The sequence below is a fragment of the Bacillus sp. JJ1566 genome (assembly GCF_036962685.1).
Lineage (GTDB): Bacteria > Bacillota > Bacilli > Bacillales > Bacillaceae_L > Ferdinandcohnia.
Genome location: NZ_JBALOP010000074.1, coordinates 23,944 through 37,457 on the forward strand (window position 1 = coordinate 23,944; position 13,514 = coordinate 37,457).

Consider the following 13,514-nt stretch of genomic DNA (forward strand, 5'->3'; position numbering starts at 1 on the left):
AATATGAATGCGTTAATAAATCAATGTCAAAAAAGGGGTCAAGGATTATCAGCAGAGAGTCTCGAATTGTTAAAAACTAATCTTCAAGATAATTTAATTGATGAGGTAGAAATAAAGGATGGATTTTCATATTTTCCAAAAGGAAAGAGGCGTAACGCCAGGATTGCAAAAATCGCATTTAGTTCAAGGAATAGGGTTTATTTAGAGTTTAATTATGTTAACTTAGAATCATTATCTTCTATTGACGAATTTAATACAAAGGTCTGGAGGCTAAATGACAATGATAGAATTGCTTATCATGCGAGAGGAGTAAGATATTGCTATGTAGGTGATAATGTAACATTTGCCTTACAATTAATTGATGAAGCAAAACGGACAAAATTAGTCTAATATCTGCAATTTAGTACAGTAAATAGAAAAAAAGTATTTTTGGGTTAACGAAGGAGTAGAGTTCATTAATTAAGAACAGAGGGACGGTTCTAACGTTTCACCACGAAACGCCGGAACCGTCCACGCGTTTTTGGAATAGGAATACTTCATCCGACATCTCGCACCAAACACCTGATTTTTGTCTTACTTCTTTTTAAAAGAAGTGAGAAAAGCGCAGCCATGGAAATGCAACATTAATAATCCAAATCACTCTGTAAATACTAACCAATATGCTATAGTAAATAAGCCTTTGAACAAACAAACTGATATTAATATACGAAAAGAGAAGTGATTGGCCTTGCGAGATTTTTTAAAACTCGGTATTCGAAAAGAGATTAACCATACATTAAAGTCATTAGGTATAACAGCTCCTACTCCCATACAAGAACGGACGATACCATCCGTACTTGAGGGGAAGGATGTGATTGCAAAAGCACAAACTGGAACAGGAAAGACATTGGCTTTTGTTCTTCCCATTCTTGAAAAGATTGATGTGCATAATTCGGATGTTCAAGCCCTTATTTTAACGCCAACAAGAGAATTGGCTCAGCAAATTACAAAAGAAATTAAGAAAATGATGGAGAACCTAGAAGGTGTCAATGTGTTAGCAGTATATGGTGGTCAGGATGTTGAGCATCAATTAAAAAAGTTAAAAGGTGCTCAGCATATTGTCGTTGCAACGCCTGGTCGGTTATTAGATCATATTCGCCGTGGAACAATTGATCTTTCAACCATTCAGATGCTTGTGATAGATGAAGCTGACCAAATGTTACTTATGGGTTTTCTTCCAGAGGTAGATGACATCATTCGTGAATCATTCCCATCTAGACAAACCATGTTGTTCTCTGCAACAATGCCGAAAGAAATTCAATCTCTTGCCAAAAGATATATGGTAGAGCCAGAATTCATTGAAGTGAAAGCAAAAAAAGTAACGGTTGAAGAGATTAAACAAATTGTGATTGAAACAACGGACCGAAGAAAACAAGCCACTTTATTGCATTTAATCGAAGAGCATCGTCCCTTTTTAGCGATTATCTTCTGTCGTACCAAAATTCGAGCTAAAAAGCTTCATGAAGCATTGGTTGCCAATGGATATGAATCAGATGAGCTGCATGGTGATTTACCACAATCCAAACGTGAAAAAGCTATGAAGCGATTTCGTGAGGCGAAAACGCAGTTTTTAGTTGCAACAGACGTTGCTGCACGGGGACTTGATGTTGAAGGGGTAACACATGTCTATAACTATGATATTCCACAAGATGTTGAAAGCTATGTTCACCGAATTGGACGAACTGGCCGTGCAGGTGGTGATGGGGTTGCCATTACGTTAGTGGCACCAAAGGATCTGGAGTTCCTCCGAATGATTGAAAAAGGGATTCATCAAAAATTCGAAATACAAGTGATTAAAGGTGTAAGTATCCCTGATAAGGAGGACTATCAGAAAGAAAGAAACGAGCAAATTAAAAAAACAAAGCGCCCTGAAGGTAGTGGAAAAGACAGAAGCAATGGAACTTCCAAGAGAAAATCGAATGATAATCAAACAAAAAGAAATTCAGGCACTTCAACAAGAGGGAGAAAACGTTCTCGCTAGAGAGTAAATGATACATAATGGACTTCCTTACCTCTGGAATGACGCTTTAGTCTACCAGGTAAGGTGCCAAATTCAGGAGGCTACACCCATGTTACATAAACAATTGAAACAATACATATCATCAGAGTTAATGAGTAATGAAACCTCGTCGATACCATTATATCAAGAAGAAAAAGAGTACATTGAGAAATATAAATTGATTTCAGATGACGTTACATTAATAGAAAAAGATCCTACTACACGTTTCCATGAAGCTTACATTGAAAGATGTGATAAAGAAACAGAAGAAACACTCTCTAAAGAATCATCCGTTTTTCTAGAACAACCGATTGACTACCTTCAAAAACACAAGAATGAATTTCTATACTTTGAATCTAATTGGTTGGAACTAATCGGCGTTGATGCGATTTCGTTTGAAGTGAATGATGTATTTGGAACATACGATGTCATGATAGGTTTAAAGCTGCAGAAAAAGTTTGGGACATCTCTTAAAGAAAACTTACGTAAGGATCTACATGGAGATGAAGCAAGATTTGAATTGATTTTTAATCAAGGCGATGGCTTATGGGACTTGAATTTCGCTTTGAATTATGTGAATGGGTTCAAAGAGGAGATGTCATTAGAGGAAGCATATCGGTTAATTTATCGATTTTTATTTAAACTAGTAGAGAGAACAGAAGAAAGAAGCATGGACGTGAATTAACTGTTAAATCGCAATTCTTTCTTACATATGATACCATTTATCTCTACACAAAAAAGGGACGTGATTGAACATGATAAAAATTACCATACCTACTCCAGATCTTACGATTACAGAACGGAAACAAGTTCCGAAAGAAAATGAACCAGTAATCAAGGATATTTACGGATTTATTGATTTCCATCTCATACCAAGAGATAAAGGTGGCATTTTCTTATTTTTTAATATAAATGATGAGCTTCTTTTTGTTGGAAAAGCGCGGAAACTACGTCAAAGAATTAAAAAACATTTTGAAGATACGGTATCACCTATTAAAATGCACAGAGATGAAGTCCATAAAATCGATATTTGCTTCGTAGAAGACCCAATGGAACGAGAAATTTATGAAACCTATATCATTAATAAACTCCGGTCAAAATATAACGTTGATAAAGTATTTAATTAATAAAATATTGGTGCCAGAGCCCCAGTGCGGTAGTATTTTGCCGTGTCGGGGTTCTGGCCTTTTTTATTAGGTGAAAAGTGCTAGTAATCGAATTAAAATTCCTCATAAACAGCAGGATCCTGATTGGCAATTCTTCCATCTGGCTGGCTTAAGGCTGAAATCATAGCCATTTCTGCATCGTCCAATGAGAAGTCAAAAATAGAAAGGTTCTCTAACTGGCGGACTGGTGATGCTGACTTAGGAATTGAAATCGCTCCAAGCTGATAATGCCAACGTAAAACGATTTGTGGAATCGTTTTATTATGATTTGCAGCGATCGTTTGAAGTGTTTCGTTGTCTAAGTCTTTAATTCCACGAGTAAATGGGCTCCAAGATTCTGTCGCAATATTTTTTTCTTCATGATATTTTCTTTGTTCAGCTTGGTTAAAAAATGGATGTAACTCAATTTGGTTAATGCATGGTTTGACACCGGTCTCTTTTTCCAAACGGTCTAAGTGTTCAGGTAAGAAATTACAAACCCCTATTGAACGAATAAGTCCCCATTTTTTAGCATCAATCAAAGCCTGCCAAGCTTCTACATATGTATCTTTGCTAGGGTTCGGCCAATGAATGAGGTATAGATCATAATAATCAAGGTTAGCTCGATAAAGCGATTCTTGAATAGTTACTTTTGCCTTGTTGTATTCGTGATAGCGACCAGGAAGTTTGGAAGTAATGAGTAATTCTTGTCTTGGTACAGAACTACGGCGAACAGCTTCTCCTACCGCTCCTTCGTTTTCGTAATTATAAGCTGAGTCAATCAGACGATAGCCATTATGAATTGCACTAACGATAGCATTTACTCCATCATTTCCTTTAAGCGGGTATGTACCAAAGCCAATCACAGGAATATGTAAGCCATCATTTAACGTAACCTCTGGAATTCTACTTTCCATAAAACAACACTCCCCCCATTAATATCGCAATAATATCACAAGATTGAAAATTACTCTATTTTGAAGGTTTGGAAGAGATGGGGGTGTATACGCTTAGGTTTTTCGCTTTTTAAATAATGCACTGACAATAAGAAATAAAAATAGAATGGTTAATATCATATAAGTACTTTTAGTAAGCTGTTCCCTCTTTTGCCATGCTGCTTTATTTAAAATTTGTAATGCTTGTGCTTCAATATCTTTATCAATCGACGTATCTTGGTCGTAATCAAATGTAAATCGATTTTTGCAATACGTCTCATATGCTTCTAGACTTTCGGAATCAATCTTTTTATCTACAAGATCTTTTATTTCATACTGTACTGCATCTTCACTGCAGATATTATAAAAGTGTAGTGCGGAATTTGCTTTTATACTAAAATAATCTTTTTCTATGGGATTAGAGATTGAATGATAATATTCATTTATAATGGTTTCAATTGTTTCAATTGAAGTCTCAAAGTCTTTTCTTACCTTTTCTTGATTTTCATTCCATTCTATTTCTCGTTGTCTATCAATTTCTCTTCGTTCAACAAACTCCTTTTGATTTGCAACATGGCTCGATTGCTCAGCAATTTCTTGCTCTGAAAATATCGGTCTTTCCTCACCACTGTAGAGTTTATGTTGGGTTTGACCATAAGCTTCTATCCAATTTGTATCTGTCCATCGATCACGTTTATGTACAATCTTCAAATTTCCATCTTGTTGTTCTGGGCCTTTTTCCCATCTGAAAATGATGAGGGTTAACTGGATAATAATTAAGCTTAAAAGTAGAATTCTTACCTTTTTAACAATAATCACATCCTATTATGAATAATTGGTTGACAAATGTTATCGTTAATAACTTATTTTGTACAGGCGAAAGAGAACTATTCATGGGTAAGTCAGACTCATTTTTTGGCTAAAACATTCATTTTAATGTGGCCAACCTTAATTCCCAATATGTGCTCTAGACTAAGTGGAGAAACTAATCATTCATTCAAAATGAAGTGAAAAAGTCTTTAAACAGCTTTGAAATCGTTTTTTATCAAGGTTTCATTTGGCCATTTTACAGAATCAATTTAAAAAAATAAACGGGAAGCTTGAGTTGTTTTTAATTACCGTACAAAGCTTGTTGAGAAAGAATGACTGTTTGAACTGGGACTAGTTTTTCTGCCATAAAAACTGCCCTGAGAACAGTGGAGCGGTTCAAACGATCACTTTAAAATGCTGGAACCGTCCCCGTTTTTACAATGTGTATTGGGTTATTGAAGATGTTACAATAATTAGTAGATTGGCACTAAAGTTATTGAAAGCTGTAAACTTATGAGACTTTTTTGGAGAAGGAGGAAATAAAGTGAGCTATGAAATTATTACATTACCTGGGTATCGGGCAGTAGGATTAAAATGGGAGGGGACATTCTCTGAGATTGTACCTAATTTAAAAAACGTCATTCGGCAAATGGAAGAACGTTCCAATGAGTTAGATGACAAGGTGAACCCTCATGTACAATTAGGACTATCTTATCATGTAGTTGAAAATGGGTTCGTGCATTATGCAGTATATGAAGTAAGTGATAGCCAGGAAATTCCTGATGGGATGATTGAAATAAAGGTGCCTCAAATGACCTATGTGAAGACAGCACATCACAAAGGGGAGGATATACAAAAGACTTATACGGATTTACATGAATGGTTATTTGATAGTGACTATACCGCATATAGGGAACCAGGTGTAGTTTACTATGATCCATATATGCCAATAAAACATGAACATTGTCCAGTGGAACGCGCCACTAGTGATCCGCATTTTGATATTTATATACCAATAGTTAAAAAATAAATCGACCTAACGTTCACCTTGAAACGTGGTAACCGTCCCCTCGTTTTTCCAAGACCTTTTCAGAGGAGAGTGAGATTGTGAGAGACAAAGAGATCATAGACGTCTTTGAACAGTCAGAAATAAATTTACTCGTAGAGCTGCGAATGGGAAATGGTTTCCAAGAAAAGGAGTATGAAAGATTAGTGAAGGCACTCGCCGTCTGTGCGGATGAATGGGAGAGTCGTTCAAGTATTCCGGGAGAAGTCGTCCATACTTTAGTTGGACTATACGATGAACTGTACAACTTTTCATTAATATATGGTGATGAAGAATCAGTCCGGATAAAGCAAGCAGCCGAAAATACCAAAAGGCTGATTCAAAGATGTACGAAAGATAAGGGTGAAATAGAACCCGAAAAAGCCAGAGTGATTGGCAGGTTGATTGAGAAAATCAACGAAAACGGAAATTTTTTTAATAAACTTCAAAATGGTAAGGGAATAGATGAACAACAATTTGAAAGAATCTATCAGGAATTATCCGATAATATTGACGAGATTTATTCGTGGGAGGAAATTCCAAAAGCTTTGGTAAATATTTTTATTGATTTTCGCGAATTAGATTTGTTTGTCGGTCAATATCGAGATGAGTTCAAACAACCTAAAGAAGCAAATAAAATTTATGAAGCGTATGAACGTATTTTTTGTTTAATTACTGGCTGAATGATCATGGCCTGACCCCCAGCACATTAAAGCATTACTGTGCTTGGGTTCTGGCCAAAAAATTTCTACATATCTTACCTTTCCATAAATACATATCCTAAATAATTTCCAGAACCATGTATGATCTGAAGGCCTTGTTGCTCTAGATCCCTCCAAATTTTTCTATCTAGAGCATACGGACCTCTTTGTTGAAGTGCTGTTAACTCTGTTTCAGTAATGGTAAGTTGGAGAGATTCTTGTTTACCTGTAACAAACAATTCATAGTTTTTGAGCTTCATGACTATCACTTTAAAATCGGGATCCCTTTCCTGTAGCTCTTGCTCAATGCAAGTTGCAACATGAATCAAAAATTTCTCTCCCTCCATATTTTTTGAAATCATTCCTCTTATAAATCCTGAAGTATTCATCTTTTTTCCTCCTAAACTTTAAATCAATAGGGTACGAGAGTGAAGGCAATGAAAAAGGCTCTTCATTGCATATGAACGCAACAAAGAGCCTAGGCCGATCGTCATCATTCAAAGCACTGCTTTGCTGGTTGGAGCACCTTACCTATTGGCAGGTTGCTGTGAAGTCATTGAGCCAGGACTCTCGTTCACTCTTGATAACCATATTGAATTATATATAGTATAACTACAAAGATTAAGTACCGTCAAATGAATAACCCTGACAGGTTCCATAAATAGTTACAAGATTGTCCACTATCAATTGGTATGACAGATAGGTTAATGAAGTTGCTTGAGCAGAGAGTAAGAACGCAATTACAACTTCTTCAGCTGAGACGCATTTTGGGCAGAACGCATCCTCAGGATTCAAAATATAGTATTCTTCCTCGCCTTTATGACAGGTTAGACAAAGAAAAGAATAATGTTAGGTTATTCCAATGAGTGAACTAAACAACTTTGATGGAGACAAACTCCGTGAGTATATACAAGCAGTGCATTCAGTGGAAAATTTAATGAAGTACTAGAGAAGGCAGTTAATTGAAGTAGAAACTTTTGATAGGTAATCACCGTCTATTTGTAAAAGGGGGATGTGATGAAAAAATCACTTTTTTTATGGTTAATTACGCTTGCTTCTCTTATTTTGCTTGTTAGTTGTAGTGCTGATGGTGGTAAAGTAACTGCGAGAGATGTTCTAAAACAGAATGATGATGCGGATGTCTTAAAATATAATGGTTTTATGTACAGTAATGTCACTGATCTTGAATGGTTTGAAAGATAAGAGTAAATTTCAAAAAGGAAAAGAAATTGGGGAAATCAAAAAAGTAACAAATTCTATTCTGTTCTTTACCAATTTCTCAGCTACAAAGTTACCAAAGGGAACCACCTTGTATGATACGAATGAAGGGGATACTGGAATAATCGTAGTAGAAACGGAGAATGGTAAAATAGTATATTATATGCAATTACTCGAAGGCTAATTTTCACGAACGTGTGCTTTACTTAAAATAGTGATTGCCCTTATTTAATTAATGAAGCAGATTGGTACAGATTTTAATTGGGTTATTATGGTAAAGTTTATCTTATGAAGAGTTGTTTTAAAGTATTAAAAGGGGATGACATAATATAAAAAAATGAAGAGTTATTATAGTTATACCAGCTGCTTTATTAGCAATATTCGCATTAACTAATGATAAATATTATTGGTTACTACATATAGCTTTTATTTTAATGTCATTAAATCTAATTATTGTGGGAATCCAGGCGTTCAAAGAAAACAAGAAATCCCCTTTTGCTATTTGTATTACAGCAATGGCAATAATGATAATTTCCCTTTCGCTTAAAGAGTTATTGCTATCTAGTGCGTTGTTCCAAGAAGGATAACGCACCTTTTTGTTGAAGTTATTTAACTACCGGGGCAGGATTGTTGAATAAGAATGGCTATACAATTTCTATTAAAGTAAAATTTGAAAGTAAATTATAGGGGGGATGAGATGAATAAGTTAGGATTTTTTTCTTTTCTAATGGTTATTGGCAGTATTATTTCATTTTTAATTTTAAGAGGACCTAATGCGAATTTGATGATGGCTATTATCATTCTAGGGACACTTTCGCTATTGGGTATTGTATTTGCGGTGCTATCAAAGAATTGGTTGTCAGGAATAGTGGGTGGTTTATTAAATGGAGGAGTCTTGGTTTTTGTATTTTTCCTAGTGTTAGCAAGAGGAATTGCTGGCTAGGTTTTCCATCTATATATTCCACTTAATGGTGCTTTCCTTAAAGGAGGGGAAGTGCCTTTTTTTGTAGCTGTTTAAGAATAATGGTGATTTTTGATAACTCTTTGAAATCTTACTTTCAGTTACTTGTCAGATGATAAGAGATATAGGAATATTATATTACTGGATTAATAAAATTGAAACAGGAAGAAAAATGAGGTGATTTTATTTTAGAGAAACTTAGGAAAATTAATATGAAAACTGCTGTATTTATGGGAATTATTTTTTACACTTTGACTATTTTAATCCACTTTCTTATTATAAGCAAAAGTATTCCATTCACATGGGTTAATGGTGGAAGGTCTGAATCATTCGCTGAACAGCTACCAATATCTGTTATAAATATCGTTATTTCTATTATTGGAGTAGTTTTTACGTTGATTGTTGGTAGAATTAAACTATTTAAATACAAAAGAGGAATAACCGGTATTTGTTGGTTTTTTGTTGTACTTTGGTCTTTTGGATTTATACAACAATTGTTTGGAACACCTTTTGAAAAAATGGTTTCGTTAGTATTGCTTATTGGAGTTATCTCGAACTTGCGTATGGCGATTGAAAAAAAATAGATGTAACTATTTAATTAATAAGGTTGTGACAATTACACTTAAACTAAAAGGTGCTTTAATTCAAGAAGGATAAAGGCACCTTTTTCCTTGAAATCCTTATTTAACAAACGATCGGGCGATTTAATTGAATAGCACTTTAAAGAAATTGGATATGTATGATAGAGCTTAGAAAAGACTGTGAAGATCTGTACTTAAAGTAACGGGCAACGATCCTTCAATCAAAAGGATCGTTTTTTCTTATTAAACAAACATCCCTTTGCATTTTCTATGGGAATCCTAAGTTTTAAGTACTATTTAATGAATTCAAGTCCATAAACTAGGAACAAGGGGGTGAAAACTAATGACGATTCATGTTGTACAAAATGGGGATACCTTATGGCGAATTGCAAATCGATATCAGGTTCCGGTTTCTGCTCTTGTAGAAGTGAATGGCTTGCCTTCTGCAAATGCCATTATACCTGGTCTTGCGCTTTACATTCCGGATGAAGCGATTGTTCAGATAAGACCTTATCTGGTCAAAGCAGGAGATACGCTTTGGCAGCTGGCTAATCGTTTTAATACCACGATAAAAGCTATATTACAGGCAAATCCGAGGATAAATCCGAATCAATTATATATTGGCCAAAGGCTCCAGATTCCAACACCGCTGAAACCCAAAATAGAAACGCTGGGATTTGTTATTCCGTATACACCACAATCCACCTTACCTATTCTTCGGTCTTTATCTAATTCGCTTACGTATGTGGCAGTCGTATCTTATTCGTTCACCACACAAGGCTATGTCTATTTGTTATTAGATGATACAGAGGTCGTTAAGGAAAGCAATCAGCTGGGTGTCACACCTCTTTTAATGTTACGAAACTTTACATCTGTGGGTTTTGAAGCTGAATTAGCGGGGAACGTACTTGCTACTCCAGTTTATCGGAAAAATTTAATAGATAGTTTATTACGGTTTGTTAATGAAAAAGAATATGGCGGAGTTTCACTGGATATTGAATTTATTCCTCCAGCACGCAGGAGAGATTTTAATATACTTTTGAACGAATTAAAAGCTGCTCTTGGTCATCGCATTCTACATGTTAATGTACATGCAAAAACAGAAGACCTCCCAACGAATCGGATCGTTGGAGCCTATGACTATCAGGCAATAGGAGAGATTGCAGACGTGGTAGCTGTTATGACAATTGATTATGGATATCCAGGCGGTCCGCCTGATCCGGTAGCCCCGTTGTGGTGGATGTACCAGGTTGTCAGGTATGCAACGAGTTTGATTGATTCTCGTAAGGTACAAATTGCTTTTCCTTTGTATGGATATGATTGGAGAGTAAGCGATAATACGACAACGGCTTTATCAGTAAATGGTGCACAAAACTCGGCAATCTTAGCTAACACAGTGATACAATTTGATCAGGATGCTGCCTCACCATGGTATCGATATTGGAAGGGAATGGAAGAACATATTGTTTGGTTTGAAGATATTAGGAGTTATCAGGAAAAATACAATTTAGTCGATCAATATCAATTGTTAGGTGTAACGTACTGGCATTTGAACCTGTCAGCACCGCAGAATTGGGTTTATTTAAATAATCATTTTATTGTTACATAGAGCAACCGGATCTGGGTTGTTTTTTTTTTCGCAATCGGGCCAGCTTATTAAAGAATGGATTGTACCTTTACTATCAACAATTTAAAATTAATCACGATGAACCATATCGTAAGTAAATGAGGTTTTTATCTATCACACTATCCTTCAAAAAGGAGAGAAACTGATTTGCATTTCCAATCGTAATTTAATTAAATTAATATGTATCAAAAAAATATATAAGAGGAGGTCTTCAGTTGAAAGCACTTGTGCTTAATAAATTCGGGGGACCTGAAGTACTAGAATATCTTGAAATTGCGGATCCGGTTATCGGGCCAGATGAAATATTAGTAAGGATGAAAGCAATTGGATTGAAAAGATGATGCATACGCTAAACTAAAAGGAAAATTCAAATATTTTAATAAAGATTTTAACGGTTGAAAACTCTCCGAATTAAATGTTCCTTCTTCAACTATAGGGTAGCGTTGATCCAAGAAGGATTAACGCATTTTTTGTGGAAGTTATTAAACTAAACCAGCTAATAGTTTGTCAACATTTTTCAATAAAAAAATAAAATCATACATGATATACTAAAAAAGCGTATGACAAATAACCTTCCGTTATAGACCTTCTGGAAGGTTTTGTTGAATTTAGTTATTTTTTTATTTTAAGCTATATCTTGGAAAGTTGAATTGCTTTTTAAAAGTGCATAAATCCAGTGTAAGAGCTTATTTGCACACGCGATAATAGCCACTTTGTATGGCTTTCCTTCTTCCCGTTTCTTATCATAAAATTCACGTAATCTCTTATTACGGGGGATGATTTCATCCGTTGTTTTCTGTTTTCGACAGTCACGTATGGCGCATCGAACAGCCATAAATAAGGCATGCCGTAATCTACTCGAACCTCTTTTGGTTATCCTGTTTACGGTCCCCTTAAATCGATCAGATTCAAATACACTGGGATCGATTCCAGCGAAGGCTACAAGCTTTTTAGGATTGTTAAATCTATCTATCTCACCAATCTCAGAAATAATCGTTGCCGCGATTTTTTCTCCAATACCATGGATAGATTTGATAATTTTATATTCTTCAATTTCCTGTGCCAAAGCATCTATCTTATCTTCAATCTTAGATAGGTGCTTTTGGTATTCCAAAAGCATTTTGATATACATTTCTAAGGTTAAAAGGTGACTTTGATATAAGACCTTCTGGAATGGATTCTGAGTTGCGGCAGCTATCAGCTTTTTGGATCGGGCATCCGCCCATTTGCTGGAACGGCTTTTACATAGTTCTTTGACTTTTGCCGCAATCGTTACTTCACCAGCTTTTAAAACATCTTCAGATGTGGGATATTCTAATAAAGTTAGTAAAGAAACAACGGAATATAAATCCCCAAAAACCCCTTTATATTCAGGGAAAACTTGATCCAAAATTGATTGAAACTGCAACTTAGTTTGAACATAAAGTCCTGTTAGATTTTCGTGCTGTCTTGTAAGATTACGAAGGTTCAAGAGTTGAATCCCACGTTTTTTATATGGCTCTAAATCCTCTTTATAGTACAGCTCGCAGAGATGATTAGCATCGATTATATCTGTCTTTACCTTGCGTAAACTTGAGCTTTTCGCCCGATAAGAGATTAGTGGATTAACAATTATTAATAAATAATCTTTGTCCTCAAAATACTGAACAACAGGTGTGTGGTAATGGCCTGTTGATTCTAGTACAATTGGAGGTTTTACTCCAGTAACGATTTCTATTTCTAAAAGAAACTGGTATAAATCTTCTAATCCTTCAAGAGTATGCGACACTTTAAAGCTGTTTTTATAAGGCTTCTTTTTATCCAAGATAGCTTGAACCTGACTTTCACCTTTAGCTACATCCAGACCTACGACTGGATTCATTCTAAATCTCCTCCTCCAAAAAATAAAATCACCGGTACCCCTAATTCCTTCTTGTAGTATCATAGCTTCGCTTGTTATACGAGATCATTGTCCCAACCAGCCTCAATCATGTTTCTACAAGTAGGGGGCGAACAGTTTAGTTGGCGGGATCAAAGTCCCACGGGTGCTTACGTTCTACCCCGGCTACGGTTATCATATATCGATATAAAAAATGGTCAACCAGAAATATTTTCATTTCTGATTGACCTTATAATACGAAGGGGCAGTTTACTTCAACTAACTATTCCATCTTGTTCCATAAAAAGGGTGACTAATGTAAAATTAAAGTATATGTTGATAATTCCTAATAGGAGGAAGGAGGGGATTTTAATGGTTGTCGGCTTAATTGTATTGGGAATTATTGTGTTGATTTTAGGATTTTTAACCCCTATTGCTTTGGGAACAACTATTTTGGTTTCTGTAATTTTATTTGTTTTAGCCATCGTTCTATCATTTAAAAAAAGAAGGGTATCAAATACCTGATTATTAAACTAAACCAGCTAATAGTTTGTCAATATTTTTCAATAAAAATTTAAAATATCACATGCTATAC

15 protein-coding genes, 1 pseudogene and 1 riboswitch are annotated in these 13,514 nt (G+C 35.3%); of the genes and pseudogenes, 12 read left to right on the forward strand and 4 right to left on the reverse strand.

The features are described 5' to 3' along the window. Nucleotides 1-3 precede the first annotated feature (3 nt). The 4 genes from V7112_RS22935 to V7112_RS22950 all read left to right on the forward strand — a co-directional run bounded on the left by V7112_RS22935 (nucleotide 4) and on the right by V7112_RS22950 (nucleotide 3,165). Complete coding sequence (locus V7112_RS22935) at nucleotides 4-390, forward strand: hypothetical protein (protein WP_335424149.1); 387 nt, start codon at nucleotides 4-6, stop codon at nucleotides 388-390. Between the two features lie 337 nt (nucleotides 391-727). Next, on the forward strand, nucleotides 728-2,020 hold the full coding sequence (locus tag V7112_RS22940; protein WP_335424151.1) for a DEAD/DEAH box helicase: 1,293 nt from the start codon (nucleotides 728-730) through the stop codon (nucleotides 2,018-2,020). A gap of 88 nt (nucleotides 2,021-2,108) precedes the next feature. Continuing rightward, nucleotides 2,109-2,723, forward strand: a complete 615-nt coding sequence (locus V7112_RS22945; protein WP_335424152.1) for a branched-chain amino acid aminotransferase — start codon at nucleotides 2,109-2,111, stop codon at nucleotides 2,721-2,723. 70 nt (nucleotides 2,724-2,793) lie between these two features. Beyond that, nucleotides 2,794-3,165, forward strand: a complete 372-nt coding sequence (locus tag V7112_RS22950) for a nucleotide excision repair endonuclease (RefSeq protein WP_335424154.1) — start codon at nucleotides 2,794-2,796, stop codon at nucleotides 3,163-3,165. Nucleotides 3,166-3,257: 92 nt separating this feature from the next. On the opposite strand, the gene V7112_RS22955 is transcribed toward V7112_RS22950, so the two are convergent. Together V7112_RS22955 and V7112_RS22960 are read right to left on the reverse strand one after the other, a co-directional pair. Further along, a complete protein-coding gene (locus V7112_RS22955) occupies nucleotides 3,258-4,100 on the reverse strand; it encodes an aldo/keto reductase (RefSeq protein WP_335424156.1) in 843 nt (280 codons plus the stop codon). Between the two features lie 93 nt (nucleotides 4,101-4,193). Then, nucleotides 4,194-4,937 carry a hypothetical protein gene (locus V7112_RS22960; RefSeq protein ID WP_335424158.1) on the reverse strand — a complete coding sequence of 248 codons (744 nt, stop codon included), beginning with the start codon at nucleotides 4,935-4,937 and terminating at the stop codon, nucleotides 4,194-4,196. Nucleotides 4,938-5,472: 535 nt separating this feature from the next. Here V7112_RS22960 and V7112_RS22965 point away from each other — a divergent pair. Beyond that, nucleotides 5,473-5,958: a GyrI-like domain-containing protein gene (locus V7112_RS22965; RefSeq protein ID WP_335424160.1), complete on the forward strand. Its 486-nt coding sequence runs from the start codon at nucleotides 5,473-5,475 to the stop codon at nucleotides 5,956-5,958. Between the two features lie 77 nt (nucleotides 5,959-6,035). Beyond that, on the forward strand, nucleotides 6,036-6,656 hold the full coding sequence (locus V7112_RS22970) for a hypothetical protein (protein ID WP_335424162.1): 621 nt from the start codon (nucleotides 6,036-6,038) through the stop codon (nucleotides 6,654-6,656). Between the two features lie 74 nt (nucleotides 6,657-6,730). Here V7112_RS22970 and V7112_RS22975 read toward each other — a convergent pair whose 3' ends face one another. Beyond that, nucleotides 6,731-7,063 (reverse strand): hypothetical protein, encoded by a 333-nt coding sequence (locus V7112_RS22975; protein ID WP_335424164.1) that lies wholly within the window; start codon nucleotides 7,061-7,063, stop codon nucleotides 6,731-6,733. Between the two features lie 98 nt (nucleotides 7,064-7,161). Beyond that, a riboswitch (SAM riboswitch) is annotated at nucleotides 7,162-7,264 on the reverse strand. A gap of 427 nt (nucleotides 7,265-7,691) precedes the next feature. Between V7112_RS22975 and V7112_RS22980 the strand changes: the two genes are divergently transcribed. From V7112_RS22980 to V7112_RS23000, 5 genes and pseudogenes are all read left to right on the forward strand, one after another. Then, nucleotides 7,692-7,877 carry a hypothetical protein gene (locus V7112_RS22980; RefSeq protein ID WP_335424166.1) on the forward strand — a complete coding sequence of 62 codons (186 nt, stop codon included), beginning with the start codon at nucleotides 7,692-7,694 and terminating at the stop codon, nucleotides 7,875-7,877. A gap of 712 nt (nucleotides 7,878-8,589) precedes the next feature. Further along, a complete protein-coding gene (locus V7112_RS22985) occupies nucleotides 8,590-8,835 on the forward strand; it encodes a hypothetical protein (RefSeq protein WP_335424168.1) in 246 nt (81 codons plus the stop codon). Nucleotides 8,836-9,065: 230 nt separating this feature from the next. Continuing rightward, complete coding sequence (locus tag V7112_RS22990) at nucleotides 9,066-9,437, forward strand: hypothetical protein (RefSeq protein ID WP_335424170.1); 372 nt, start codon at nucleotides 9,066-9,068, stop codon at nucleotides 9,435-9,437. A gap of 340 nt (nucleotides 9,438-9,777) precedes the next feature. Then, nucleotides 9,778-11,043 carry a LysM peptidoglycan-binding domain-containing protein gene (locus V7112_RS22995; protein WP_335424171.1) on the forward strand — a complete coding sequence of 422 codons (1,266 nt, stop codon included), beginning with the start codon at nucleotides 9,778-9,780 and terminating at the stop codon, nucleotides 11,041-11,043. Between the two features lie 233 nt (nucleotides 11,044-11,276). Next, nucleotides 11,277-11,393, forward strand: a pseudogene (locus V7112_RS23000) (quinone oxidoreductase); the annotation flags it as partial. Nucleotides 11,394-11,686: 293 nt separating this feature from the next. On the opposite strand, the gene V7112_RS23005 reads toward V7112_RS23000, so the two are convergent. After that, nucleotides 11,687-12,922: an IS110 family transposase gene (locus tag V7112_RS23005; protein WP_335424173.1), complete on the reverse strand. Its 1,236-nt coding sequence runs from the start codon at nucleotides 12,920-12,922 to the stop codon at nucleotides 11,687-11,689. Between the two features lie 369 nt (nucleotides 12,923-13,291). Here V7112_RS23005 and V7112_RS23010 point away from each other — a divergent pair, with 369 nt between their 5' ends. After that, nucleotides 13,292-13,444 (forward strand): hypothetical protein, encoded by a 153-nt coding sequence (locus V7112_RS23010; protein ID WP_335424175.1) that lies wholly within the window; start codon nucleotides 13,292-13,294, stop codon nucleotides 13,442-13,444. The last annotated feature ends 70 nt before the right edge of the window (nucleotides 13,445-13,514 follow it).